Annotated in this window: 26 protein-coding genes, 2 pseudogenes and 1 riboswitch; of the genes and pseudogenes, 3 read left to right on the plus strand and 25 right to left on the minus strand. The window is 40.9% G+C overall.

The annotated features are described in order from the left end of the window. From psiE to BA81_RS04490, 3 genes are all read right to left on the minus strand, one after another. On the minus strand, positions 1-327 hold a 327-nt coding region (gene psiE, locus BA81_RS04480), incomplete at its 3' end, for a phosphate-starvation-inducible protein PsiE (protein WP_034280822.1). 37 nt (positions 328-364) lie between these two features. Then, positions 365-1,672 carry a HAMP domain-containing sensor histidine kinase gene (locus BA81_RS04485; protein ID WP_034280823.1) on the minus strand — a complete coding sequence of 436 codons (1,308 nt, stop codon included), beginning with the start codon at positions 1,670-1,672 and terminating at the stop codon, positions 365-367. Further along, positions 1,659-2,354 (minus strand): response regulator transcription factor, encoded by a 696-nt coding sequence (locus BA81_RS04490; RefSeq protein WP_034280825.1) that lies wholly within the window; start codon positions 2,352-2,354, stop codon positions 1,659-1,661. Before BA81_RS04490 ends, BA81_RS04485 begins: the two co-directional genes overlap by 14 nt. 250 nt (positions 2,355-2,604) lie before the next feature. Here BA81_RS04490 and BA81_RS04495 point away from each other — a divergent pair, with 250 nt between their 5' ends. Beyond that, positions 2,605-3,810, plus strand: a complete 1,206-nt coding sequence (locus tag BA81_RS04495) for a DUF418 domain-containing protein (protein WP_034280827.1) — start codon at positions 2,605-2,607, stop codon at positions 3,808-3,810. A gap of 77 nt (positions 3,811-3,887) precedes the next feature. On the opposite strand, the gene BA81_RS04500 is transcribed toward BA81_RS04495, so the two are convergent. Further along, a complete protein-coding gene (locus BA81_RS04500; protein ID WP_034280828.1) occupies positions 3,888-4,820 on the minus strand; it encodes a helix-turn-helix transcriptional regulator in 933 nt (310 codons plus the stop codon). A gap of 82 nt (positions 4,821-4,902) precedes the next feature. Between BA81_RS04500 and BA81_RS04505 the strand changes: the two genes are divergently transcribed. Continuing rightward, the gene (locus tag BA81_RS04505; protein ID WP_034280830.1) at positions 4,903-5,547 is read left to right on the plus strand and encodes an FMN-dependent NADH-azoreductase; all 645 of its coding nucleotides are present in this window, start codon (positions 4,903-4,905) and stop codon (positions 5,545-5,547) included. Positions 5,548-6,598: 1,051 nt separating this feature from the next. Here BA81_RS04505 and BA81_RS20100 read toward each other — a convergent pair. From BA81_RS20100 to BA81_RS04520, 3 genes and pseudogenes are all read right to left on the minus strand, one after another. Next, positions 6,599-7,122, minus strand: a pseudogene (locus BA81_RS20100) (ATP-binding protein). Positions 7,123-7,561: 439 nt separating this feature from the next. Beyond that, a complete protein-coding gene (locus BA81_RS04515) occupies positions 7,562-9,418 on the minus strand; it encodes an alpha/beta fold hydrolase (protein WP_034280833.1) in 1,857 nt (618 codons plus the stop codon). A gap of 57 nt (positions 9,419-9,475) precedes the next feature. Next, positions 9,476-10,042, minus strand: coding sequence for a TetR/AcrR family transcriptional regulator (locus BA81_RS04520; protein WP_034280835.1), 567 nt, complete (start codon positions 10,040-10,042; stop codon positions 9,476-9,478). A 139-nt stretch (positions 10,043-10,181) separates the two neighbouring features. Here BA81_RS04520 and BA81_RS20235 point away from each other — a divergent pair. Beyond that, positions 10,182-10,414, plus strand: a pseudogene (locus BA81_RS20235) (hypothetical protein); the annotation flags it as partial. Positions 10,415-10,460: 46 nt separating this feature from the next. On the opposite strand, the gene sufB reads toward BA81_RS20235, so the two are convergent. The 18 genes from sufB to BA81_RS04605 form a co-directional block, all read right to left on the minus strand. Then, positions 10,461-11,858 carry a Fe-S cluster assembly protein SufB gene (gene sufB, locus BA81_RS04525; RefSeq protein WP_017368012.1) on the minus strand — a complete coding sequence of 466 codons (1,398 nt, stop codon included), beginning with the start codon at positions 11,856-11,858 and terminating at the stop codon, positions 10,461-10,463. A 17-nt stretch (positions 11,859-11,875) separates the two neighbouring features. Then, complete coding sequence (sufU, locus tag BA81_RS04530; protein WP_034280837.1) at positions 11,876-12,322, minus strand: Fe-S cluster assembly sulfur transfer protein SufU; 447 nt, start codon at positions 12,320-12,322, stop codon at positions 11,876-11,878. Continuing rightward, on the minus strand, positions 12,312-13,532 hold the full coding sequence (locus BA81_RS04535; protein ID WP_034280839.1) for a cysteine desulfurase: 1,221 nt from the start codon (positions 13,530-13,532) through the stop codon (positions 12,312-12,314). The genes sufU and BA81_RS04535 overlap by 11 nt, the downstream gene beginning before the upstream one ends. Next, a complete protein-coding gene (gene sufD / locus BA81_RS04540) occupies positions 13,532-14,845 on the minus strand; it encodes a Fe-S cluster assembly protein SufD (RefSeq protein WP_034280840.1) in 1,314 nt (437 codons plus the stop codon). Before sufD ends, BA81_RS04535 begins: the two co-directional genes overlap by 1 nt. A gap of 18 nt (positions 14,846-14,863) precedes the next feature. Further along, on the minus strand, positions 14,864-15,649 hold the full coding sequence (gene sufC, locus BA81_RS04545; protein ID WP_034280842.1) for a Fe-S cluster assembly ATPase SufC: 786 nt from the start codon (positions 15,647-15,649) through the stop codon (positions 14,864-14,866). A 213-nt stretch (positions 15,650-15,862) separates the two neighbouring features. Continuing rightward, positions 15,863-15,997, minus strand: a complete 135-nt coding sequence (locus BA81_RS20055) for a YuzK family famiily protein (RefSeq protein WP_254965641.1) — start codon at positions 15,995-15,997, stop codon at positions 15,863-15,865. Between the two features lie 215 nt (positions 15,998-16,212). Beyond that, positions 16,213-16,581: a carboxymuconolactone decarboxylase family protein gene (locus BA81_RS04550; RefSeq protein ID WP_003212803.1), complete on the minus strand. Its 369-nt coding sequence runs from the start codon at positions 16,579-16,581 to the stop codon at positions 16,213-16,215. A 307-nt stretch (positions 16,582-16,888) separates the two neighbouring features. Further along, complete coding sequence (gene metQ, locus BA81_RS04555; protein ID WP_024423400.1) at positions 16,889-17,710, minus strand: methionine ABC transporter substrate-binding lipoprotein MetQ; 822 nt, start codon at positions 17,708-17,710, stop codon at positions 16,889-16,891. A 14-nt stretch (positions 17,711-17,724) separates the two neighbouring features. Then, entirely contained in the window at positions 17,725-18,393 is a 669-nt protein-coding gene (locus BA81_RS04560) for a methionine ABC transporter permease (RefSeq protein WP_034280845.1), read from the minus strand. Further along, entirely contained in the window at positions 18,386-19,411 is a 1,026-nt protein-coding gene (locus BA81_RS04565; protein WP_034281436.1) for a methionine ABC transporter ATP-binding protein, read from the minus strand. Before BA81_RS04565 ends, BA81_RS04560 begins: the two co-directional genes overlap by 8 nt. A gap of 154 nt (positions 19,412-19,565) precedes the next feature. Further along, a riboswitch (SAM riboswitch) is annotated at positions 19,566-19,674 on the minus strand. A 102-nt stretch (positions 19,675-19,776) separates the two neighbouring features. After that, complete coding sequence (locus BA81_RS04570) at positions 19,777-20,118, minus strand: SCP2 sterol-binding domain-containing protein (RefSeq protein ID WP_024423403.1); 342 nt, start codon at positions 20,116-20,118, stop codon at positions 19,777-19,779. Positions 20,119-20,238: 120 nt separating this feature from the next. Beyond that, positions 20,239-20,541 carry a thioredoxin family protein gene (locus BA81_RS04575; RefSeq protein ID WP_024426005.1) on the minus strand — a complete coding sequence of 101 codons (303 nt, stop codon included), beginning with the start codon at positions 20,539-20,541 and terminating at the stop codon, positions 20,239-20,241. Positions 20,542-20,553: 12 nt separating this feature from the next. Continuing rightward, positions 20,554-20,898: a ribonuclease M5 gene (locus BA81_RS04580; protein WP_034281437.1), complete on the minus strand. Its 345-nt coding sequence runs from the start codon at positions 20,896-20,898 to the stop codon at positions 20,554-20,556. A 131-nt stretch (positions 20,899-21,029) separates the two neighbouring features. Continuing rightward, positions 21,030-21,266 (minus strand): YusG family protein, encoded by a 237-nt coding sequence (locus BA81_RS04585; protein WP_024423405.1) that lies wholly within the window; start codon positions 21,264-21,266, stop codon positions 21,030-21,032. A gap of 44 nt (positions 21,267-21,310) precedes the next feature. Further along, positions 21,311-21,694, minus strand: a complete 384-nt coding sequence (gene gcvH / locus BA81_RS04590) for a glycine cleavage system protein GcvH (RefSeq protein ID WP_008347039.1) — start codon at positions 21,692-21,694, stop codon at positions 21,311-21,313. A gap of 66 nt (positions 21,695-21,760) precedes the next feature. Continuing rightward, the gene (locus BA81_RS04595; protein ID WP_024423406.1) at positions 21,761-22,117 is read right to left on the minus strand and encodes an arsenate reductase family protein; all 357 of its coding nucleotides are present in this window, start codon (positions 22,115-22,117) and stop codon (positions 21,761-21,763) included. A gap of 310 nt (positions 22,118-22,427) precedes the next feature. Then, positions 22,428-24,209 carry an acyl-CoA dehydrogenase family protein gene (locus tag BA81_RS04600; RefSeq protein ID WP_034280847.1) on the minus strand — a complete coding sequence of 594 codons (1,782 nt, stop codon included), beginning with the start codon at positions 24,207-24,209 and terminating at the stop codon, positions 22,428-22,430. A 14-nt stretch (positions 24,210-24,223) separates the two neighbouring features. After that, on the minus strand, positions 24,224-25,399 hold the full coding sequence (locus BA81_RS04605; protein WP_034280848.1) for an acetyl-CoA C-acetyltransferase: 1,176 nt from the start codon (positions 25,397-25,399) through the stop codon (positions 24,224-24,226). Positions 25,400-25,411 lie beyond the last annotated feature (12 nt).

The raw sequence follows: 25,411 nt of genomic DNA on the forward strand, positions 1-25,411 counted from the left end.
TGCCTCTTCATGATCAATGATAATCAAACGGATGACAGCTGTGATCCCTATATAAATAAAATAACGAAGCGGAAAATGAAAGTTAGATTTAAAGTATTTAATAATTAAGGCAATAAACTCAAAGTACATAAAGAAGATCAGCAGTTCCCCAAGCATTCCATAATAGCTTTCTCCTTTGTTGAACAGTGTCTTATAAACAAATTGGACAATGTACCATGTTTCACTGATTAAGAGAACGCTTAAAGCGATGGCCAAAAAGAACAAACAGATATTGAGAAGGCCTTGCAAGAGATCAGGTATCTTTTGGAAATTGTTGAATCGTTTCATTGGGCTGTCTCTCCATTCCAGTATATTCATTTGTTTTCTACATTTTGATGTTCCAAAATCGCAGCACGATGTAGTAAACATCGTTCCTTTCTATACTTTCAAACTGCCCGTGCATGCGGGTCATCATTCGTCTGATACTTCGTTCACCAAGTCCATTGCTTTCCGGCGTAACCTTTGTCTCTTTTATCGCATTGCTGACATGGATCTCAAAGATTTCTTGATCGGATAAAAACGTGAGATTGATATCCTTTTTAGGATCTGCGTATTTCCGTAAATTGGACATCACATTATCAAATACTCGGCCAAGCAGTTCGACATTCACATTGATATAGCTGTCAGGCAGCTCTCCTAAAAGATGAACCTTAAAGTTCTCTTGATGCAGGATGGCCACCTGATCTGACAGAAGATCGTAAATCACCTCTTTGACTGCAACGGTCTCAAGCTCAGATTCATGTTCTTTATCCAGCAGAAAATAGGCAAACAGATTGTCAGACAGATTTTTTAATTGCAGTGCTTTCCCGTAGGCACTCGCTATATATTGATCCTTACGGGTATCCGCTCCAGTCTCCTCTTTTTTCGCAAACTCCAGATTCATCATCAGCGACGTCAGCGGTGTCCTCATATCATGGGACATTTCGGTGACCAAGCTGCGGCTCTCTTCTTGCAGCTCATCAATGGCTTGAAGCTTGTCCAAAAAGGCTTTACGCAGATCCTCAATACTTTTGGCAATCATCGCTAATTCATCATGCCCTTTTACCGTCATTTCATAGTCCAGCTCTCCGCCTTCAAGAATATGAATCTCTTGATGAATCGTTTGCAGATAGCGCAGACTTTTGCGAATACCGAGAAGAACAATGAGGAGAAAAATAAGCGTCGCCCCGAGCAGCTCGAGTGTAAAGGCAAGATCGTGGTAGCGAGATGAATAGAAACCGTCCACCATGACGCAGCCTTTACCGTCGCTAAACTGAACCGGATATGAATGATGCTCAGCGTACTGGGTCATCCTTTCTTTTCCGTACGCCGATTCATCGTCAGCGGAATAAATAGAGTCATATTGCAGCACTTGATCCTTGAAGATGGTCAAATTAATGTAATTCTCTTTTTTCACCCACTCGCCAAACGCTTTTCGATCCGTTGAGGACAGCTCATTCTCAGACACATAGCGGCTGAATTTTTGAATGTACTTGGCTGACTCCTGCTCGTAATACTCGTCTGAACTCAAATATCCATCGATCAAATCATTGGTGATCTTTTGCAGCGTCAAAAAGACAATACCACTCACAATTGCAGCCGCCAAAATCAGCAGTGCAAGCTTTTTGGCCAGTGTATATTTACGATGTGCCAAACCGGTATCCTCTTCCCCATTCAGTTTTGATATATACAGGACTTGATGGATCATCTTCAATTTTGGCACGAAGCTTTCGAATATGCACCATCACCGTATTGTTGGAACAATAGAAATAGGGCTGCCCCCACACGCTTTCATAAATATTTTGAGCAGAAAATATTTTGTTTCGCCTGCTCATGAGCAGCTTTAACATCCGATATTCTAGATCAGAAAGCTTAATTTGCTGGCTTTCTTTCCATACTTCATTAAATTCTTCACTTACCCTCAGCTTGCCCCCGACAAGAAACGTATCTTCCTGCTCCTTTTTTTCCTGATAAATGGTATATCTGCGTAATTGTGCAATGACTCTAGCATGAAGCTCATCTTCTGAGAAGGGCTTTGTCATATAATCATCCCCGCCGGCAAGTAATCCTTCAGTTTTATCGAATGTGCTCGACTTGGCTGTCAGAAATAGAATCGGAACGTTAGATGAGGCTCTTATGTGTTGGCATGTTTCGATGCCTGAGAGCCCCGGCATCATCACATCTAAGATCACCAAATCGAGCGAATCCTCCACAAGCTTCAATGCTTGCTCGCCATTCATCGCTCTTAGCACCTCATATCCTGCACGTGTAAGGGATTCCTGCAGAAGGTCACCAATATCCTGATCATCTTCTACGACTAATATTCGATGGGTCATGTCTCTCACCTCATGTAATGTGATGCTCTTTCTTTTATGTCTTTACTATATATCATCTAGCTATGTGAAAAGATACAGCATAAACCTTAACAGTTTATGAATTTGATCATCTGCCATCAATTCGTCACATTCATTTTCAAAAAATTGGATCTTCATAAATTGTTAAGAATTTGGCCGTATATTGATTCATTGTAAGGATCGATGAATTGATCCGCATTACATTTATCATAACAAGAAAAGGAGCATGGATATGAATGCAAACAAAGTAGCACACGGACAACCGATGAGTCTGCGCGAACGGGTTCATTTCTTGGACATCGTACGAGGATTCGCCTTAATGGGGATTATTCTAGTCAATTACTTTTTGATCGTGGATTCAGCCAAGGGATTTGACATGCTGTCAAATGATGTCTTTCACAATGTGGTGAATTGGTTCGCCTCAGGGAAATTCATTACACTGTTTTCCTTTCTATTCGGGGTTGGTTTTATGATTTTTATGGACCGAGCTGCTCAGAAGGTGGACAGCCCGAACAAGCTGTTTGCCCGCAGATTAACCATTCTCTTAGGATTTGGCCTTCTGCATTTGACCTTTGTTTGGATTGGTGACATTTTGGCCTATTATGCAGTCGCTGGCTTTTTATTGCTTTTCTTTTACAAACGCACAGCTAAAACCATCCTATACTGGCTGATTACACTATTTGTGATTCAATTGCTTACACCTTTTTTCACGATGCTGTTCAATACCATGAACACAGCATCATCAGCCAAGCCGGATTTTGCTGATTTCGAGCTGACCAGCCACAACAGTCTGACTTATTTAGCATCAATTAGTGATCGGTGGACAGATATGGTCACAATGGCTTCCAGTTCTTTTTCCACCGTCTATTCTATGTTTTTCATGTTTTTACTTGGTGTGTATTTTGTGAAAATGAAGTTTTTCAAAAACATGGAGGCGAAAAAAGCGATTTGGAATCGCATTTGGATCATTTTTGCTATCGCTTTTCTCATCACCCAAGGCAGTACGATCATAACAGCGGTCAATCCTTTTGAAAATACACTCTGGATGAACATAGCCTCTGCCCTTGAACAAAACGGCGGATTAACGGGCAGTATGTTCTATATGAGTACACTTGCGATGCTGTTTCTTCATGTCCCTCAGCTGCGTGGTGCTTTGATGGTCTTTACCAAAGTTGGACGGATGTCATTGACCTGCTATTTGCTTCACTCCATCATTGGCACAATGCTATTTCTGAAATATGGAGCCGGACTTGCCGATCATCTTCAGCCGGCTGGCACGTTTATGATTGGACTCGGGGTTTATGTCTTCCTCGTGCTCTTTAGTACATTATGGTTAAAGCGGTTTAAGTATGGACCGATGGAATTTATTTGGCGGCAGCTGACATATGGGAAGGTTGATGATCAACCGAAAACAAATACATTTCATGCGGCGAAGTAAAAAAAAGAGGCGAATTGCTATAATTCGCCTCTTTTAATATGTGAAGTTTTTGTGATTCAGAGACAATTCGTTTACTTTCAATACTGATCAATCACTTCTCGTAATTGATTCAAATAACTTTCTTTCAATTCATCTGGATATTCAATTTTCACATGTTTCCCAAAAGACATCAAATAGTGTGTCATATACGATAATTCTTCTTGGTTGTACCCACCCACAATATAAGGAATCTGATCAATGATCTCCAATCTCATATTTGGGTAATGATGCTTCAAAAACTTTTCTTTTCCTTGTTCCGTTAATCGACATTTAAATGAGATATCATGATAAGTTTTTTCGTACTCGAGCTGCAGTTCTTTTAATTCATCCTTCGTAAATGTGTCTCTCATTTCTTCTTCAATCATCATGTCCTTCATAAAGTCACATCTATAGATGCCCCACTTTTTATTTTGAACATCATATGCTTGAGAAAACCAAATGCCATTTCGATAAAACAACTCAAGAAATTGCAGCCTGATCCATTTATTTTCATATTGAGTGTACGTCATCTTCACGATTTGATCTTTCATCATTGCCTGTAAAATCAATTCCAAATGATTTTGTTCACTAACTGGTGCGACATTATAGTAATGAATCACATCCAAAGTCTCCGTAATCATTTGCTTTCTCTCATCAGACATTGTGGCAAACAACTTTTGCCGAATTTGTGAGTAGGATTTTTTAAATGGTGTTGCTGACACCAGGTCTAGCGCTTTAAGAGCGAAAAAAATAGCTTGGACTTCTTCAATATTGAAATAAATAGGAACCAATGGAGATTGATTCACCAGTCGATATCCTCCGTGTCTGCCAGGTTCAACGTAAAAAGCTAAACCCATTGACTCCAGCTCTTCTATATCTCTTAAAGCCGTCCTTTTAGAAATGCCGAATTCGGACTGTAAGTCCTTTAACTGAAAAGAGTGTTTATCGCTTAAAAAAATAAGTTCTTGGTTTAATCGTTCTGATTTTTTCATTTGTTTTCCCTCTTAAAAAGGTGCCTTCTTTTGTCACCTTTATCATTTATACTCAGCTTATCAAAAGAAAAGGAGCATGTACATGCAAACATTAATCATTAACGCGCACCCAGATTTCACTCATCGAGAAAGTTATTCAAACAAACTGCAAACACTATTTTTAAAACAATTTAAAGAAAGGTTTCCTCATGAGGAACCAACCATTTTACATTTATATGGAACTGAAATTCCTCGTATCGAAAAAGAACAGCTGCTAGGAATTTGGGATAAGCAAGCATCCAAACAAGCATTAACGGCTGCCGAGGAAAAAATCGCCGCTGCTTCATCTGCTTTATTGGCTCAATTCAAAGCACATCATCGAATTGTGATCGTGTCACCTGTTCATAATTTCAATGTGACTTCACGAATGAAAGATTATATAGATAATATCTTTATTGCGAGAGAAACGTTCAAATATACAGAAAATGGTTCTGTTGGTCTGATGACTGACGATTATCGTGTACTTTTACTTCAAGCAAGCGGCTCAATTTTCACAAATAACGATCGATATACACCTCTGGAATTTTCACATTATTACCTAAAAGAAATATTTCAAAACTTGATGGGGTTTCATCAATTTCATATTGTCCGAGCACAAGGAACAGCGATTTTAGAACAAGATGCGATCTTACAATCTGCATCTGATGATATGACGAAAACCTTAGAGAAGTTTTATGCACCTAATTAATTTCTATTTTTCAAAAACAAAAAGACCTAAAACGTATGTTGTCAACGTTTTGGGTCTTTTTTACAATTATCCATTTCGACAATATTGTTTGTTATTCACGTTCATACTTTGATTCTGATTCACACAGTGATAACATTGTCCTTCCCACAATGCCATATTCACAACACCCTAAGCTATTGCCTTGCCAACCAGTCATTTGAACATTCTATCAAAAATATTTGTTTTCTATCATATCAAGAGCCAATGTTCTAAACTGACGATCATCAATTCCTTGTCGTGCCTAATACCACAGATGCTTTTAGCAATATTACATAAAACACACCAATTGATGGATGTTTTAAGGTATAATCAAAAAAGAGCCTAGGCTATTGCACTAGCCCAAGCTCGTTCCACCTCAAAGGAGGTGAAAAATATGAAGCTATCCACTATTATCCTCATCGTGATAGCTTTGGCTCACTTGATTGTGAGTTTAATCACTCTAATCAAGTAAGCTACACTTCATAAAATGGTCCTTAATTGGGCCATTTTTTGTTTGTCCTCCGCCTTCTCTAATTAGAAGACATCATCGGATAAGACTCACTAGTCTCAATATATGTTATTTGTTATTTATTAAAGCAATACTTACGCTTTATTTCACCTCCAGCTTCAAAAAACAAACTGTAAAGGCATCATTTTGTAATTATTTGTTGCGCCTCGAGTATAATCTTTCGTTTAATACCGCCATGCTCCCGCCTTCTCTCCGCCCTTTATCGATGGAAAATGAACAGAAATACAAGAGAAGATGTGTTTTAATTGCAATACTTTTGTTTAATCTATTATGCTGTGTTTTATGGATAATTTTTATTTTAATGCTCTAATTCATTGCAATGGTTTTATTTTAAAAAAGTGTAGTAAGATTCATTTAACATAATTGCAGATTAACGAGTATTATGTTAAATGACGTATATCTGGATTATAACACAAAAACACAAATAACATATATCTATATACATGTAGATGGGTATGTGTAATTTTTTAATTAGTGACAAGTTTAAGGTCGTTAACTCAAGAATTACAAATACATTTCTTCAGCATACGCAACATCACTTTTATTAATGGTCTCGAAAGCACCCTTCCACTCATCAAACAAGCATTCAATGGATATTTTAGCTGTACGCCCATAAATGTCCTTAAATAAGCGTTGACCTTGAAACATGGATTCAAGCATATTTTGTTTTCCTCGCTTGGTTCAAGGTTCATCCATTTCAAGTTCTTCACGTTCGTTTGGTTCGTCAAAGGCGAATGCTACACCAAAGTTCCCAGTGTCATCTTCATGAAGTGCGTCCTTAGTGGATTGAGAGACAAAGAACACAGCATTGTTGTAAGAACACCCAATACGTCTCATTTGAAGCTCTACTTTTTACCCTGTGGTGAAGCTGTAAATATCCATGCTTCATCAATAAATTCCGCTGTTTTTTCTTCTACATTCATTCCAAAAAGCTCGCAAAACTTACCAAGCGCAAACATGACCGCACTTGATTTTAATTGTGACTTCGCGAAATTTTCTATACGTTCCCCAAAGTCTAGTAAATCCATATTTTCAACTACCAAGATAGTAATTCATTCACTAAGAGATAGTGAATGATTAGAACCATCATGAACAAGCAATTTCATGATACTTCCTGTACAATCTTAAATAAATAATCTCCAGCTTTTATGAAATGCAATGCTGCTTCTTCATGCCGCTACAATTTAAAAATGCCATGCAGCCATCCTACTTGATTCCCACGTTTTATATTTGTTATGCGTCTTATAACATTTTGAACTGTCAGAAGCTTGTTAGTGTTCTGTAGGTGAGCCCACATCATCATCAATCTAAGAACAACTCCCCAAAAAGAAAAATTGTGCTAACTTGTCATATAAATCTCATTTTTCGTTTTGGGGTGTTTTATAAAATCTTTCAGTTGGTGTGCAACGGCGGGACCACAAGCAATGCGATTTTTCAATTACGACATACTTTATTTATCCCACATTCTCAACTGCTAATAAGACTATTTTTTATAACCAATGCTGCCGTTTCACTCGGATGGCTAAGAGGGAAATGATGACCATATGGGACAACATCAACTTTTCCAAAATGCGATGGAGCAGAATAGCCTCTGTCGTACTCCCCCCAGATAATATGAAGATTATCCTTTCTTACGTCGTTGAATTCCCCTTGATCGTTTTTCAATAGTAACTGGTTAAGCTGAACCGTCGTATTTAAAATTCTAGGAGAAGTAAAGCTGTTTCTGATTTTTTCAATATAATGTTCAGGGATGCTCTCCATCCTTTCAAACAAACCATTACTTAATAAATAACGCTCTATCATTTTAGGAGTTGCTAATTTTAAAGACCATTTGTTCATCCATTGTGGAACATTTAGCGATTTAGCATTTTTTTTGGCAACAGGCGGCTGAAGTAAAGTGATTGAATACTTCTTATCTATGTACCCTTGTCCCAATGCTTCTAGTAAAATAAACGCACCAAATGAATGGCCAATGAGATGTGCACCATTAGCCGCTTTCTCCAATACCTTTTTCACTACATTCAAATAGAGATCTAGAAGATGTTTCTCTCGTTTAAATGGAGAACGTCCCAAACCTGGAAGATCCAAGATCCATACCGGTTGACCCGTTTTTTCATGAAGCTCTTGTGCTAAAGGAAATAAATCCTCTCCATCACTCAATAAACCATGTAATAAAATAAATGGTTTCCCCTCTCCTTTTAGTTGGTAAAGGGTATTGTTATCGCATAATGTTCGCTCAAATACATGATGATGCTCACCATGTTGATCCATCATTCGATAATCTAGATCAGCTGCTACGGCAGGGAAAAAGTTCATGACACTCGTCTTCTTAAACCAATCGTCTCCCATTATTTTTTTCGCTGAAACATTTGAGAATGTTCGTTTTGTCATAAAATTCAGTCCGTCAGAAGGAATTTTAGTGATTTTGCTTACGCCACTATTCATAACAGCTTTCATTAGTGGCATTGGGACAGAGATTTTTGGTGCCCTCATATTCATACTTTCCGACATCACACTTAATAATTCAGCAATGTTCTGATCATGCTCTTTGTCTTCAACAAGTGTAAATGTTTGAATAGCCGGCTGCTCCATCCTGAAAACCTGCACAATAAACTTCGCAAACATATCGTTTGAAATAAGTGGCAGCCTATATCCTTTACCTCCAGGAATCACTGGCATGAGCCCTCTTCGCATACTCTTTACAAGCAAACCTAATCCTGCTATCTGCTCTGTACTCCCTGTTTTACTACTACCGACCACAGTTGGCGGATTAATGACAGACAGCGGATAACCTATTGCTGATGCCTGTTGACGGATATAAAGATCTGCTAAAAATTTTGTTCTCTCATATGGATTTTTTATTTTCAAATAGTTGTTTCCTTCTTTAAACACATCAATTGTAACCTTGCTATTTTGATCATCAAAGGGACTCATATAACCGACAACATGAATAAATTGATGCAAGCCCTTCGATTGATGAATACTTTTAGCTAATTCACTCATATGTTTGGCGCCATTTAAAAAGACGGAAGCTGCCTCATTACTTGTCGCTTGAATATCCATGGGGCCTCCTGCGTGAATGATCACATCCGTTTTCAATACCCTTTCCTTATCTTCAGCACTTAGACCTAAATATATTTTCGTCAAATCACCTTCAACAAAGTGCATCACTGACTCTTTTAAAATGCCTCTTTCTTGAAAAATGCGTGTCGCTTTACTTTTCGACCTCACTAAAAGAAGAATGTTCACATCCTCTTTGGCTAATTCTTCGACTAATTGCTTTCCGATAAAGCCTGTTCCACCAATTAAAAATACTGTTTTCATATGAAGGCTCCTTTTTAGTACTACATAGTACTAATTTGATGTAAAAAAAATGCTTCTTTATCGAAGCAAGTTAAATAAATGATCTGCTGTTTTTGTGATGACAGTGGCATCCTTCAATGTTTCTGAAATAAATAACGCTCCTTCAAGATTTGTAATAAAAAGTGATGCCACCTCATCAATCTGAATCGTATCTCTGAATTCCCCCTTCTCTACACCTTGTTTCAGTAATAGAGAAACTTTCTTTTGTAATCCTGTAAAAAATAAACCTATTTTTTCTTTTATTTGCGTGGCCTGTACAGGACTTTGAATATAAAGAGTAATAAATGGACAGCCTCCCTGATACTCTCTCGACTGAACGCCTTGTGATAATTGCTTTAAAAACATTTGGACACGCTCTTCAACCAAAAATTGATTCTGAGACATTACGTCATCAATTGCAGCTTGATACATATCAATCCAATAATCAACGACCCCTTCTAATAATTCCTCCTTATTAGAAAAGTGATAATACACATTCGACTTTGATACTTTGCTTACACGTACCAATTCATCCATACTTGTATAAGCAAACCCTTTTTCCAAAAATAATGTTGCAGCTACTTCAAGTACACGCTTTTGATTCATTAATTTTGCCTTTGTCATAATTAGAACTATACAGTACTAATTTAAATGTTGCAAGTATTTATTTTGAATAAAGTTGATCTGAACCTCGAAGTTGTTGCGGCCTTAAAGGTAAAATCATTTCTCCTTTAAAAGGTTCATAACAAATGTTGTGAGAGAGTATTTCAAAGAAGTTTGTAAAAGACATGCATTGAGACATAGCCATGCTGTAAACATTTTGAATAAGAACTATGTATGGGGAAAGGTTAAGACATTCTAGTATAAAAAACAACCGCAGACACGTATCTCCATGTCACCCAAAAATTGAGGACCAAAGGAAATGTATCTGCGGTATGTTCAATAATTAAATTTTGTGGGCGCTTTGTGGGTGCTTAATATAAATATAACATCTAAACACCTTTAATCCCCGCTATATCAACGGTTAACCGATTGAACCTTCCATTTCAAACTTAATCAAACGGTTCATTTCAACGGCGTATTCCATTGGCAGTTCTTTTGTGAATGGCTCGATGAAGCCCATGACGATCATTTCTGTTGCTTCTTCTTCAGAAATTCCGCGGCTCATCAAGTAGAATAGCTGTTCTTCTGATACTTTTGATACTTTTGCTTCGTGCTCTAATGAAATGTTGTCGTTTAAGATTTCATTGTAAGGGATCGTATCAGACGTTGATTTGTTATCCATGATGAGTGTATCACACTCGATGTTTGAGCGTGCACCTTCTGCTTTGCGTCCGAAGTGAACGATTCCTCGGTATGTGACTTTACCGCCTTGTTTGGAAATCGATTTCGATACGATCGTTGAAGATGTGTTTGGTGCAAGGTGAATCATCTTCGCACCTGCATCTTGGTGCTGACCTTTACCTGCTAGGGCAATACTTAATGTCATACCACGAGCGCCTTCACCTTTTAGGATGACCGCTGGGTATTTCATTGTCAGCTTAGAACCGATGTTTCCATCAATCCATTCCATTGTTGCATTCTCTTCACAAATCGTACGTTTTGTCACAAGGTTGAAGACGTTGTTTGCCCAGTTTTGAATCGTTGTATAACGGCAGTAGCCGCCTTTTTTCACGATGATTTCAACAACCGCACTGTGAAGTGAGTTTGTTGTGTAAACTGGTGCTGTACAGCCTTCTACGTAATGCACATGTGCGCCTTCGTCAACGATGATCAGTGTACGTTCGAACTGACCCATGTTTTCAGAGTTGATACGGAAGTATGCTTGAAGTGGAGTATCTACTTTTACGCCTTTTGGTACGTAGATAAATGAACCACCAGACCATACAGCCGAGTTAAGCGCAGCAAATTTGTTGTCAGTCGGAGGAATGACTTTTGCCCAGTGCTCACGGAAGATGTCTTCGTTCTCTTTTAATGCGCTGTCTGTATCTTTAAACACAATTCCTAGATCTTCAAGGTCTTGCTTCATGTTGTGATACACAACTTCAGATTCATACTGAGCAGATACACCAGCTAAATATTTTTGCTCTGCTTCTGGGATACCAAGCTTATCAAAGGTTTGTTTGATTTCTTCTGGTACTTCATCCCAAGAACGCTCAGAGCGCTCTGATGGCTTTACGTAGTACGTAATTTCATCAAAGTTTAATGCATTTAAATCTCCGCCCCATTGTGGCATCGGCATGTTGTAAAAGTGCTCAAGAGATTTCAAACGGAAGTCGAGCATCCACTGAGGCTCTTCTTTCATACGAGAAATTTCTTCAACGATCTCTTTTGTCAGTCCGCGCTCTGAACGGAAAATGGAAACGTCTTTATCAGAAAAGCCGTATTTATATTCACCAACATCTGGCATTTTTTTAGCCATCCATTTTCACTCCAATCTTATGATTTGCCGTTATCTTCGGCAGATGCGCCTTTTTCAAGCGCCTTCCAGGATAATGTTGCACATTTGATGCGGGCTGGGAATTTTGCCACTCCCTGCAGCGCTTCAATGTCACCAAGATCAATGGAATCGTCGTATTCTTTTCCTAGCATCATATCGGAGAAAATCTGAGACATTTTCAAAGCTGTTTCAATATCTTTCCCTTTAATCGCCTGCGTCATCATCGAGGCAGATGCCATAGAAATCGAGCATCCTTCTCCTTCAAATTTCGCATCCGTGACTTTTTGGTCTTCGATTTTCATCGTGAGACGAATGCGGTCACCACACGTTGGGTTGTTCATATCGACGACAATGCTGTCGTTTAGCACACCTTTGTTTCTCGGATTTTTATAATGATCCATAATCACTTGTCTGTACAGTGTGTCTAAGTTTACATTAAAAGACATTCGTAAAATACTCCTTTGTCTTACGGAGCGCTGCAATGAGCCGGTCAATCTCTTCTTCTGTATTATACAGATAAAAGCTTGCTCTTGCAGTCGCTGATACACCAAGCCATTTCATGAGCGGCTGTGCACAGTGGTGTCCAGCACGAATGGCGACACCTTCCGTATCCAGAACAGTTGATGCATCATGCGGATGAACATCGTCTAAGTTAAACGTCACAAGCCCAGCTCGGTGCTGCGGTCCATAAACAGTCGCACCGTCAAGCTCCTTAAAGCGCTCAAGCGCGTAAGTCGCAAGCTTATGCTCGTAACGGCTGACTTCCTCCATACCAATGTCATTTAAGAAGTCAATTGCTTTTCCTAGTCCAACTGCTCCAGCAATAATCGGTGTTCCCGCTTCAAATTTCCACGGCAGCTCTTTCCATGTGGAATCATATAGATCCACAAAGTCGATCATTTCACCGCCAAACTCAGCAGGCTCCATATTATTCAAAAGGTCCTTCTTCCCGTAAAGCACACCGATGCCAGTCGGTCCACACATTTTATGCCCAGAGAATGCGAAAAAGTCACAATCTAGATCCTGAACATCAATTTGCATGTGCGGGGTGCTTTGCGCACCGTCGACGACAATGATTGCCCCATGATCGTGGGCGATTTTGGCGATTTCTTTAATCGGGTTGATGGTTCCTAATACGTTTGAGACATGTGTGACAGCGACGATTTTCGTTTGATGTGTGATCGTTTGCTTCACATCTTCAAGCGATAGCGTGCCGTCTTCCTGTAACGGAATGTATTTCAATGTGGCGCCAGTTGCTTTTGCTGCTTGCTGCCAAGGGATGATATTCGCATGATGCTCCATATGCGTAATGACAATCTCATCGCCTTCTTTGAGGTTGGCTCTAGCATAGCTGATCGCCACTGTGTTTAGTGCAGTTGTTGTACCTCTAGTAAAAATAATCTCCTGAACAGATGAAGCACGGATGAATGCACGAACTTTCTCTCTCGCACCCTCGTATGCGTCCGTTGCTCTTGTGCCAAGGGTATGAACACCCCTGTGGACGTTCGAGTTGTAAGACCGGTAATACTCATTCATTGCATCAATGACCACTCTTGGTTTTTGAGAAGTCGCTGCACTGTCCAAATACACCAAATCATGTCCGTTCACTTGCTGATGAAGGATTGGAAATTGCTCACGAACGTCTTTGATATTCATTATTTTACTTTCCTTTCAATCACAGAAACAAGCTGCTTTTTAACTCCTTCAATCGGCAGTTCTTTTACAACTGGATTTAAGAAGCCGTAAATCACAAGTCTTTCTGCATCTTCTTTGGAAATCCCGCGGCTCATGAGGTAGTACAATTGAATTGGATCGACACGTCCAACAGAAGCGGCGTGCCCTGCTGTCACATCATCTTCATCAATTAAAAGAATTGGGTTTGCGTCACCGCGTGCTTTCTCACTCAGCATGAGGACACGTGATTCCTGCTCTGCATTTGACTTCGTTGCGCCATGCTCGATTTTACCAATCCCGTTAAAGATAGAGGATGCTTGATCCTTCATCACACCATGCTTCAAGATATATCCTTCAGAGTTTTTACCGAAGTGGATGATGCTTGTTGTGAAGTTTTCTGTTTGGTTTCCTCGGCCGACAACAACTGATTTCGTATCACCGAATGTACCGTCGCCCATCAGTTTTGTGATGTTTTCAGATACGACGTCTCCATCATTCATCAGGCCAAGCGCCCATTCGATTTTACTGTCACGACCATTTGCCATACCGCGTCTGTTTACATATACTGTGACTCCTTCTGCAAGGTTATCTACAGCACCGTATGTGACGCGGGCGTTAGCGCCTGTGAACACTTCAGAAACGATATTGAAGATCGCTTCTTCCGGTTTTGCTGTACTGATGTAGTTTTCTACATATGTCACAGCACTATGATCGTCTGCTACAACGATGACATGGTTGAACAAAGTCGTTTCGTCATTTTCATGAAGATAAACAGCTTGAATTGGTGCTTCAAGCTCTACGTTTTTCGGTACATAGAGGAAAGCTCCGCCATTCACTAAAGCAGCATGTAAAGCTGTTAGTTTATGCTCATCCACTTTCACTGCATCTGTCATGAAGTATTGTTTCACTAAATCTCCATGCTCACGAATCGCTGTATGAAGATCAGTGAAGATCACACCTTTGTCTTTTGCTTCAGCTGAAAGAGACAAATAGGCCGGCGTTTGATCACGCTGAATGTAAACTGTCTTATCTGTGTCCTCTAAATCAATCAGAGATTTCACTTCTTCTGGAAGCTCTTCTAATGATCCAAATGGCGCACTTTCGACTGTATGCTGTTTGAAATTCGTTAAATTCCATTTTGAAATATTCGTTTTGTCAGGCTTTGGCATTGGGAGGTCTTCTGCTTTTTCAAGAGCCTGTAAGCGAAGGGAGCTCATCCATGCCGGTTCCTGATGCTTCTCGGAGAAGCTTTTGACATAATCTTGATCTACTGATAATTTCGTTTCTAATGTCATCAATAATCCTCCTAACGCTTACGCTTCTTGACCAACAGTTTCGTCTTCAATTCCTAACTCTTTTTTAATCCAGTCATAGCCTTCTGCTTCTAGACGCTGCGCAAGTTCTGGTCCGCCAGATTTCACAATACGGCCTTGCATCATGACATGAACGTGATCTGGTGTGATGTAGTTCAGCAGGCGCTGATAGTGAGTGATCATTAAGCAGCCGAAGCTTTCGCCGCGCATTTTGTTAATTCCTTTAGAAACAACTTTCAGGGCATCGATATCAAGACCAGAATCGATTTCGTCAAGGATGGCGATCTTTGGTTCAATCATCATTAATTGAAGAATTTCGTTGCGTTTTTTCTCCCCGCCTGAGAAACCTTCATTTAAGTAGCGTTGTGCCATATCTGGGTCCATTTCAAGGAACTCCATGTTTTCGTCCATTTTGCGGATGAATTTCATAAGAGAGATTTCATCGCCTTCTTCTCTGCGTGCGTTAATTGCAGAACGAAGGAAGTCAGCATTTGTAACACCGCTGATTTCAGACGGGTATTGCATTGCAAGGAAAAGACCAGCTTGAGCGCGCTCATCTACTTCCATTTCAAGGACATCTTCGCCATCAAGCAAGATGCTGCCTTGTGTTACTTCATATTTTGGGTGACCCATAATGGCAGCAGATAAAGTAGATTTACCTGTTCCGTTAGGTCCCATTACTGCGTGGAATTCTCCACCTTTTATCTCGAGGTTTACACCCTTTAAGATTTCTTTCCCTTCAATCTCAACGTGCAAGTCCTTAATTGTTAATGTCGAAGCAGTCATATATCGATACCTCCAAAATAATCATTATTCTCAATTTATTCTCATTCTAATTTTATAACAAATTAAAACTGAATACAACACATTCACGATAAGCGTGAGAGGATGCTCTCAAAATTCTAACAAAAAAAGCAGGTAGATAAAAGGATTTATGTCGAAAAGACTGTTTTCATAAAGAAAGGGCGGGAAACTGTTCTCCCCGCCCCTCAGCTATTATTAGCCTCGTATATTCATTTTTGCGAGCTGTCTTTTCTCATCTCGGTAGGACTGCTCTCGTTTATATTCCACTTTCATCCGTAAGTCATGGTCTCTTTCGTACTCTGCATAGCTCATGCCATGAGCTTGATGCATGGCCTTTTCCATCTCGGCGGTATAATCCAATCCTAGTGTACTATGGTCCGAACAAATAATAAACCATTCCCTTCCTTGAGTGTAGCTTTATTGTAGCAAACGTATGCGGCTTCACTCAAAAGGGATATGACACCCTATGCTGGCATATTTTCTCACACAAACGGATGAGAAGCGCTCAACTCCCTGAGATGGAAAAATACCGTGTTATGCTTCCCTTAATGCGTCTGTCCTCCAAATTCATCAATACATTGCTGAACGACAGTGATTCCTTGGCTTAGTGCTGCTCCGCCGCCAAAAGCTGCCGCCACGCTGACAACCTCCAGCAAATTCTCTTCTGTCGCCCCTTGATCGAGCGCTCCCTTTGTATGATAAATCATGCAGTATTCATCCTGCGCATGAATACTGATACCGAGGGCAATCATTTGTTTTTCCTTTTGCGTTAATGAATCGCTTTGGAAGCACTGCTCCGTAAATTCATTGAATTTCTTTCCAAACACCGGCATTTTCTTCTGGAATTCACCCATTGCGGTTTTATAATCAGTCAGTGATTGCTGCATGGATCCGCTCATATGCTGTTCATTCATCTTGATTCCATCCCTTCAGGTCATTTGTACGTTTTTATTATGAGCGAGATTTGAAAAAATACACAAAAAACCTCGCTTTGGTAGAAGCGAGGTTGCAGATTGTTGATTAAGGGCTAAAATGATCTTTATTTTAGCCCTTTATCTTCCTTTCAGCGTGATAGAAAACCTTTGCAGCCCTAGGAAGGGCGAGTACCGGAGCGGAGCGAATTTGACATTCGTGAGCACCGGAGCGCAGAACTGACAAAGAATGCGAGGGTTTGTCTACATGCTGAAACCTCGCTTTGATAGAAGCGAGGTTGAAATGTTGTTATTCAGATACAGGCAATACTGCACCGTCATATTTTTTGTCGATGAATTCTTTGATTTTATCAGAGTGAAGAACTTCCATTAGTGCCTTGATCTTATCTGATTTTTCGTCACCTTTGCGAACCGCAACGATGTTTGCATATGGGTTGTTCTTTGTTTGCTCAAGTTCAATTGAATCTTTTTTCGGATTCAATTTATTTTGGATCGCATAGTTGACGTTGATGAATACAGCATCGCCTTCACTGTTTTCATAAGCTTTCGCAGTTAATTCAGGCGCGATTTTTTTGAATTTTAGGTTCTTTGGGTTTTCTTTAATGTTTTTTACTGTTGCGTTGATTGTATCAACCTTTGGATCAAGCTTGATGACACCAGCATTTTGCAGCAGGGCAAGCATACGGCCTTGTTCAGCTACGTTGTTTGTCATGATGATTGTGCCGCCGTTTGGAATATCTTTTACAGATTTGTATTTCTTAGAGTAGATACCGAAAGGCTCAAGGTGAACCGCACCAGCACTCACTAGGTTATAATCTTTGTTTGATTTATTTTCTTCGTTTAAGTAAGGGATATGTTGGAAAAAGTTCGCATCCACTTCTTTTTCAGCTAACGCTTTGTTGTACATTTTATAATCGCTAAGCACTTTCACTTTTAAATCGTAGCCTTTTTCTTTTAGAAGTGGTTTTGCTTCTTCAAGAATTTCGGCATGAGGCGTTTTTGAAGCGGCAACCGTAATGGTTTTGCTTTCACTTGCGTTATTTGATGAACCGCACGCAGCTAAAATACCTGCAAATGCTAGAAATAGTGCACTTAATATCAATTTCTTCATGAATAAATCCTCCCTTAACGTTTATCAATTTTATTTGTAATCAAATCACCGATTATTTGAATAATAAAGACGATGATGAGAATAAACACAGTAGCTACAAGTGTGACATCTGTATTACCAGATTGGTACCCTTCCACATAGGCGAGGTCACCAAGTCCGCCTGCTCCAATTGCACCTGCAATCGCAGTAGAGCCAATCAGAGCAATTGCTGTTACGGTAATACCTGAAATAAGGGCTGGCAATGATTCTGGCAGCAATACTTTGAAAATGATTGTCGACGTTTTCGCTCCCATTGATCGTGCTGCTTCAATGACTCCTTTGTCTACCTCACGCAGTGCAATTTCGACAAGACGTGCATAGAATGGAGCTGACCCTATGACAAGGGCAGGGAGTGCTGCATTTGGGCCTAGAATCGTATGCATTAAGAATTTCGTGAACCCTAGTAATAGAATAATTAAAATGATAAAAGGAATCGATCTGAAAATGTTGACGACAGCGCCGATGACAGCATTAATCGGTTTATTTTCCCAAAGACCGCCTTTACTCGTTAGAAAGAGTAATAGTCCAAGGATGATACCAATGGCAAAAGCAAATGCCAATGAAATGAGTGTCATATACACTGTTTCACCTGTTGCACTCCAGATGACGTCTAAATCAACGTTCGGAAACCATTTCTCAAACATGTGTCATCACCTCGATTTCAACCTGTTTGCTTTGGATATAGGCGATGGCTTTTTCTACCTCGGTCTCTTCTCCATTAATGTGGATAAAGAGTGTTCCAAACGCGCCTTCCTGCGTTTGAGAAATCTTCCCTTGAAGGATATTCACATCGACGTTGAAGGATCGAATGATTTCAGTGATCAGCGGCTGCTCGGCAGAATCTCCGATAAAGGACAATCGTACGACCTGACCTTCTTTTACTCGCTCTAGCACATGCTCAATTGTTTCTTTCGCTTCCTCTGGTTCTGCAAGCTGTTGCACAAATCGTTTCGTCATTTCTTCCTTCGGTTGTCTGAAGACGCGTAATACTTCGCCTTCTTCGACAATGCGTCCATTTTCCATGACCGCAACGCGATGACAAATTTTGCGAATGACGTGCATTTCGTGTGTAATGAGCACAATCGTGAGCCCTAATCGTTTATTGATATCCGCCAAAAGCTCAAGGATCGAATCGGTCGTTTGCGGATCTAGCGCAGATGTCGCTTCGTCACATAGAAGAACCTTTGGATCATTCGCTAATGCTCTCGCAATGCCGACACGCTGTTTTTGCCCGCCGCTCAGCTGAGACGGATACGCATTTTCTTTTCCTTCTAAACCGACCAATTTAATCAGTTCATTCGCACGCTCTCTCCGTTTTGATGTCGGTACACCTGCGATCTCAAGCGGGAACATAATATTTTGTCTCACCGTTCTTGACCAAAGCAAATTAAAGTGCTGGAAGATCATGCTGATTTCTTGTCTTGCTTTCCGAAGTTTCGCATTCGATACTTCATTGATCCGGTTGCCTGCCACTTCAACAATTCCTTCTGTTGGCAGCTCCAGACCGTTTAATAGGCGAATAAGCGAGCTTTTCCCTGCACCGCTATACCCGATAATTCCGAATATTTCACCTTTATCAATATCTAGGTTGACGTCTTTCACGGCATCAACATTTCCGCTTTTTGAATGGTACGTTTTTGATACATTCTGTAAATAAATCACAGTCTGATCACCTGCTTTCTTGCTGAATCTATAGGTTGCCATCACATACATTATTTATTCTTCTTTCTGTCATGACTCTAGCCTGACGCCAGGTCAGTAAAAAAGACCTAACTGCAACGCAAGCAGAAAGGCCTTTTATGTCAATTACGCCTTTCTCTCATCTTTCAAAGCGCTGCGGCTTTGAGTGAATTGGCACCAATTTCAGCTATGCTGACGGTTGCCGGGTTTCATAGGGCACGTCCCTCCACCTCTCTTAATAAGAGAAAATATGTTGTTTTATGTGATGTTCATGTTTTTACTAACGTAGAATATCATGCTACCCGAGATATGTCAACGCTGTAAATCGTTAATTTCCAAGTAAACAACTACGTTATCATTTTTCGAAAAAAACCGTTCGTCAGCCAAAGCACTGCCTCTAGTCTAAGGAGCGCACGGAATGACCCTTTGACTTTGACTTGTCCCCTGCTGATTAACTGCTGTAAGGACATATCTCCGTCTAATAATTGAAGAATTTCTTTCCTCTCACCATAAAAGATGAGATCCGATAACTCAATTGCAGGTAGTTTCTTCACTTCACCACGTTCATCCACAATCAATGTACAAGAGTCAGTTTCCGCCTCAAATGTAATCTTCAAGGATGATGATGAGAGCAGCGGCTTTAATAATAAACGCTGCCCTGTGTTACCATGGGCTTTCACATTTTCCACATGTATAACCTCCCTGTCATTTGGTTATACATAACATTTCTCTACAAACATCTTCTTGTCCTTTATAAATAACTCGACAAATTTTCAAATGAATTTCTTGAAATATGACAAAAAACCGCTTTATTTAGCGGTTTCAATCATTTCATGAAGATATGGAACTGAGTGAAAGGCATAGCCTTTTTGCACCAATTCACCTTTTTTAAACAGGAGAAAGCAAGGAACACTCTCAATTTCAAATGCTTTCGCAAAGCCTGGTGAATAGTTTAAATTGTTTTCGTAAAATGGTACATCCGGCTGCATGGCGTCTACGACTGCCAGCATTTTCTTTGCCAGCTGGCATGTTCCGCAAAACGGTGTATATAAGTATAAAAGAAATAAATCGTCCTCTATCTCCTTGAATTCGTGTTCTTCAATCTCTTTCATATACGTCCACCCTCATAAATATTTCGAATGAACATCAATGTTTGCAGCTAATAGGATAGATGCAATGTGGGCTGACGGTGAAGCGGCCACTTCGCGGTACGTTCTGTCGACAAAAAGATGAAGTGCTTCAGGGAATTCTTTTCGAAATTGCTTCCGCAGTTTGTCGCCTGCATCGTCACTGTCAGCTAATATGTAAACGTCTTTCCCCAATAAATCGTCCACAAGCTGATCCAGCTTCGATGTACTGATCGTGCCATTGGTGCAAATGATGGTAACAGGTTCACTTATGACTTCTTTTAACTTTTGTTTGTCTGTTTTACCTTCTACAATGATGACCTTTTCTATCTCGACATTCATCACGATCACCCGGCCCTTTTGACGTTGATTCACTTCTTCCTTAGATTACAATCTTTCATTCAGGTTGTAAAGATTGGGCGCCTCGTCATCAAAAAGACTGCAGCTTCTGTTCACTGCAGTCTCATCTGTGATTAGCACCAGCCATTTTCATCGTCACAGTCAACATATTTTTCTGTCCCATCGGTTAATGTGTCCGTTAAACGATAAAAACGATTTTGATCATAGGAATATCCCGATTTCAGCTCATATTGGTTTTCACTAATCATCGTGCCAATCTCTTCATTTTGATGATAAAGCACCATGCCGCTTTCTTTGAATCGTCCAGTGACATGCTCTGTTATATCCACGTGTTCTTTTTGAAAAGACAAATTGGACACCCCCCATAAAGGTAGAGTGTCCAATTTCTCATGAATTAGTCTTCTTTTGTCATTTCTTCATATTGCTCAGCTGTCATTAAGTTCTCAATTTCAGATGCATCAGCTGGTTCTACCACGATCATCCATGCTTTTTCGTATGGAGAGTCGTTGACGAATTCTGGGCTGTCATCCAGCTCATCGTTCACTTCAACAATTGTGCCATTGATCGGTGCATAAAGTTCAGAAACTGTTTTCACTGATTCTACACTTCCGAAAGGCTCGTCCGCTGTGATTTTGTCTCCTACTTCAGGAAGCTCAACGAACACGATATCGCCCAGCTCAGATTGAGCAAAATGCGTAATACCGATACGCACCTTATCTCCTTCTACTTTGACCCATTCATGTTCTTCTGAATAACGTAAATCTTTTGGTGTGCTCATTCAATACCCCTCCAGTCTTTTCTTACAATCTATATTGAAGATACCACAATCTGAATGAAAGTTACATCATTTCCAGACGCTTTTAAATGTATCTTCATTAAATCCTACCGTGACTCGTTTTCCGTCTGTTGTAATCGGGCGCTTGATCAGCATTCCGTTAGACGCGAGTAATTCTAGCTGCTCGTCCTCTGACATTGCAGGAAGTTGATCTTTCAGCTGCAGCTCCCGGTATTTTTGCCCGCTTGTATTAAAGAATTTCTTCAGCTCTAAACCGCTTTTTTCGTAAAGGGCTTTTAATGTTTCTTTATCAGGCGTCTCTTCGACGATATGTATGCTGTTGATGTCTTTATTGTGTGCTTCCAGCCACTTTTTTGCTTTTCGGCATGTACCACAAGATGGGTATTCGTAAAAATCTAAAGCCACCATTTTCACCTCCTGCAAATTGTGACAACATTTTATCACAAAATATTTTAAAAACCTAAATGTATGCTTACAAAAAGGTGCGGAGTGTTATCCGCACCTCAGATTGTTGACAAAGGGATAAAATGATCTTTATTTTAGCCCTTTGTCTTCTTTTCAGCGTGATAGAAAACCTTTGCAGTCTAGGAAGGACGAGTACCGGAGCGGAGCGAATGAAACATTCGTGAGCACCGGCACGCAGGACTGACAACGAATGCGAGGGTTTGTCTACACGCTGAGGTGCGGAGTGATATCCGCACCTTTTAAGCCGTCCTTATACGATATATTTCTCTGCTTCAAAGATTCGTTTCGCCACTTCGCGCTTTTTAGCGATGACATTGATCGGCGTAAATCTTGTCAGCTTGCGAAGGGCTGACAGGCTCATGCGGAGTGAATCTCCTTCCTCCATCGCAATCAAGGATTCTTTTGCATGGGCTTCAATCTTTAAGAAAGCCTCCTGCGTGAAAATTTGTGTGTAAGCAAGCTTTTGTTCATTCTTTTCTGCCCCTGTTGCAGCGATTGCCTTTTCTGTACGCAGAACCGCTGATTCAGCAGCAAAAATTTCATTGACGATATCGGCTATGTTCACAAGAATTTCTTGCTCTTTGTCTAAGGCTTTCCCGTATTTCATGGCTGCCATACCAGCCACCATTAAGGCGATCTTTTTCGCATGGGCGAGCAAATATTTTTCTTGATCGAGCGGCTGATCGCCTGGCTCTTCCGGCATCATCATCATCAGCTCTTCCTGTAAGGTTTGCGCTTTTTGAAGCAGCGGAAGCTCTCCTTTCATCGCTTTCTTCAAGAATGTACCTGGTACAAGCAAACGGTTGATTTCGTTTGTCCCTTCAAAGATACGGTTAATTCGTGAGTCGCGATAGGCTCTTTCGACCTCGTATTCTTGCATGAATCCATATCCGCCGTGAATCTGCACGCCTTCATCCACAATATAATCTAACGTTTCAGAGCCGAGCACTTTACAGAGAGAACATTCAATCGCATATTCCGCAATGGATTGGGCAATTTGTTTGCCGTCTTTTTGCTCTTCATCACTTAAGAGCCCCATCCGCTGTTCAAATAATCCAACCGTGCGGTAAACTGCACTTTCCATCGCATAGAGCTTTGCTGACATATTGGCTGCTTTTTCACCAATTAAGCTGAATTGAGAAATTGGTGTTTTGAACTGCTTACGCTGGTTCGCATATTCTGCCGACAATTGAATGACGCGCTTTGATGCACCGATTGTGCCGACTGCCAGCTTATAGCGCCCAATATTCAAAATGTTAAAGGCAATCACATGACCTCTGCCGGCTTCACCGAGCAAATTCTCCTTCGGTACTTGGGCATCTTCAAGAATTAATGTTCTTGTCGATGATCCTTTAATGCCCATCTTTTTCTCCTCAGGTCCCGTTTTGACACCTGGAAAATCCTTTTCGACGATAAAAGCAGAGAAGTGTTCACCATCAATCTTCGCATACACAACAAAGACATCGGCAAATGCGGAGTTTGTGATCCACTGCTTTTCTCCATTCAGGACATAATGAGTACCTGCTTCATTCAGAACTGCGGTTGTTTTTGCTCCAAGAGCGTCAGAGCCTGATCCTGGCTCAGTGAGTGCGTACGCCGCAATGGTTTCACCAGAGGCGAGTCCAGGCAGGTACGTTTCCTTTTGCGCTTGATTTCCGAAGAGCACGATCGGCAGAGAACCAATACCGACATGAGCACCATAGGAAAGTGAGAAGCTTCCTGCTCTAGCGAATTTTTCAGTAATGATCGCTGAACTGATTTTATCTAATCCAAGCCCGCCGAATTCTTCAGGCACATCGGCTCCTAAAAGTCCAAGCTCACCAGCCTTTTTGAGAAGCCTGACCGAATGCTCGAACTCATGGTTTTCAATTTGATCAATATGCGGAACAACATCTTGTAAAATATAATCCTCTGTTGTTTTTCCAATCATTTGATGTTCATCAGAGAAATCCTCCGGTGTAAAAATATGCTCATAATTCGTCTCATCAATTAAAAAGCTTCCACCCTTTTTTACATCTTCCAATGCTTTCATCCTGATTTCCCCCTTTAGATCAATTCAAAAATGCCTGCTGCTCCCATGCCCCCGCCGATACACATTGTGACAATGCCAAATTGCTCGTTTCGCCGTTTCATTTCATGAATCAGTGACAGCGTTAGTTTCGTTCCTGTACAGCCGAGCGGATGTCCGAGCGCAATGGCCCCGCCATTGACATTCACCTTTTCCTCATCAATTCCTAAATGGCGAATGACTTGAATTGCCTGAGAAGCAAACGCTTCGTTTAATTCAAACAGGCCAATATCCTTCAGCTCAAGTCCAGCGATTTTCAGCGCACGCGGAATGGCTTCAACCGGACCGATTCCCATCACTTCAGGCGGTACACCGCCAACAGCAAATGCTCTGAATTTAGCGAGCGGCTGAAGAGAAAGTGAGGATGCTTTCTCGCGGTCCATCATCATCACACACGCAGCCCCGTCACTTGTCTGCGAAGAGTTCCCTGCGGTCACTGTGCCTTTTGTCGAAAAGGCTGGACGCAAAGTGGAAAGAATCTCCTCCGTTGTGCCTGCTCTCACACCTTCATCTTGTGAGAACGTGAATTGATGCTCTTCTAATTGATATTGCTCTCCTACCCGTCGTTCCGTTACATCAACGGGCACAATTTCATCTGAGAATTTCCCCTCTTGAAGTGCCCTTGCTGCCTTTTGATGACTCCTCACCGCAAAGGCGTCCTGATCTTGACGTGTGACCTGATACTTTTGCGCCACTTGCTCTGCCGTGTGACCCATGCTCATGTAGTATTCAGGCGCTTGCTCTGCCAAGAGAGCATTTGGACGAATGGAATGCCCCATCATCGGCACCTGCGACATCGATTCGACTCCTCCGGCTAAAATCGTGTCTGCCTGCCCGAGCATAATACGTTCACCCGCATAAGCGATAGATTGAAGACCAGACGAGCAGTAACGGTTTATGGTGATGGCAGGTACTGTATAAGGCAGTCCCGCTAATGCTCCAATATTTCGGGCCACATTTAACCCCTGCTCTGCTTCTGGCGTTGCACAGCCAATGATCAAATCATCTATCTGTCCGTCGTATTCACCGGCACGCTTTAACGTTTCTTTTACACATAATGCGCCCATATCATCAGGACGGACATGTTTTAACGATCCTTTTTTCGCCTTCCCTACTGGTGTTCTTGCGCCAGCGACAATGACTGCTTCTCTCATTTTGACTCCCCC

The sequence above is a fragment of the Bacillus safensis FO-36b genome (genome assembly GCF_000691165.1).
Classification (GTDB): Bacteria; Bacillota; Bacilli; order Bacillales; family Bacillaceae; genus Bacillus; species Bacillus safensis.

Excerpts from the sequence above, each read along its gene's own strand:
- BA81_RS04490 (WP_034280825.1), bottom strand. The coding sequence starts at position 2,354 with ATGACCCATCGAATATTAGTCGTAGAAGATGATCAGGATATTGGTGAC.
- BA81_RS04495 (WP_034280827.1), top strand. The coding sequence starts at position 2,605 with ATGAATGCAAACAAAGTAGCACACGGACAACCGATGAGTCTGCGCGAA.
- BA81_RS04500 (WP_034280828.1), bottom strand. The coding sequence starts at position 4,820 with ATGAAAAAATCAGAACGATTAAACCAAGAACTTATTTTTTTAAGCGAT.
- BA81_RS04505 (WP_034280830.1), top strand. The coding sequence starts at position 4,903 with ATGCAAACATTAATCATTAACGCGCACCCAGATTTCACTCATCGAGAA.
- BA81_RS04515 (WP_034280833.1), bottom strand. The coding sequence starts at position 9,418 with ATGAAAACAGTATTTTTAATTGGTGGAACAGGCTTTATCGGAAAGCAA.
- BA81_RS04520 (WP_034280835.1), bottom strand. The coding sequence starts at position 10,042 with ATGAATCAAAAGCGTGTACTTGAAGTAGCTGCAACATTATTTTTGGAA.
- sufB (WP_017368012.1), bottom strand. The coding sequence starts at position 11,858 with ATGGCTAAAAAAATGCCAGATGTTGGTGAATATAAATACGGCTTTTCT.
- sufU (WP_034280837.1), bottom strand. The coding sequence starts at position 12,322 with ATGTCTTTTAATGTAAACTTAGACACACTGTACAGACAAGTGATTATG.
- BA81_RS04535 (WP_034280839.1), bottom strand. The coding sequence starts at position 13,532 with ATGAATATCAAAGACGTTCGTGAGCAATTTCCAATCCTTCATCAGCAA.
- sufD (WP_034280840.1), bottom strand. The coding sequence starts at position 14,845 with ATGACATTAGAAACGAAATTATCAGTAGATCAAGATTATGTCAAAAGC.
- sufC (WP_034280842.1), bottom strand. The coding sequence starts at position 15,649 with ATGACTGCTTCGACATTAACAATTAAGGACTTGCACGTTGAGATTGAA.
- BA81_RS20055 (WP_254965641.1), bottom strand. The coding sequence starts at position 15,997 with ATGCATCAAGCTCATGGCATGAGCTATGCAGAGTACGAAAGAGACCAT.
- BA81_RS04550 (WP_003212803.1), bottom strand. The coding sequence starts at position 16,581 with ATGAATGAACAGCATATGAGCGGATCCATGCAGCAATCACTGACTGAT.
- metQ (WP_024423400.1), bottom strand. The coding sequence starts at position 17,710 with ATGAAGAAATTGATATTAAGTGCACTATTTCTAGCATTTGCAGGTATT.
- BA81_RS04560 (WP_034280845.1), bottom strand. The coding sequence starts at position 18,393 with ATGTTTGAGAAATGGTTTCCGAACGTTGATTTAGACGTCATCTGGAGT.
- BA81_RS04575 (WP_024426005.1), bottom strand. The coding sequence starts at position 20,541 with ATGAAAGAGATTGAAGAACACGAATTCAAGGAGATAGAGGACGATTTA.
- BA81_RS04580 (WP_034281437.1), bottom strand. The coding sequence starts at position 20,898 with ATGAATGTCGAGATAGAAAAGGTCATCATTGTAGAAGGTAAAACAGAC.
- gcvH (WP_008347039.1), bottom strand. The coding sequence starts at position 21,694 with ATGAGCACACCAAAAGATTTACGTTATTCAGAAGAACATGAATGGGTC.
- BA81_RS04600 (WP_034280847.1), bottom strand. The coding sequence starts at position 24,209 with ATGAAAGCATTGGAAGATGTAAAAAAGGGTGGAAGCTTTTTAATTGAT.
- BA81_RS04605 (WP_034280848.1), bottom strand. The coding sequence starts at position 25,399 with ATGAGAGAAGCAGTCATTGTCGCTGGCGCAAGAACACCAGTAGGGAAG.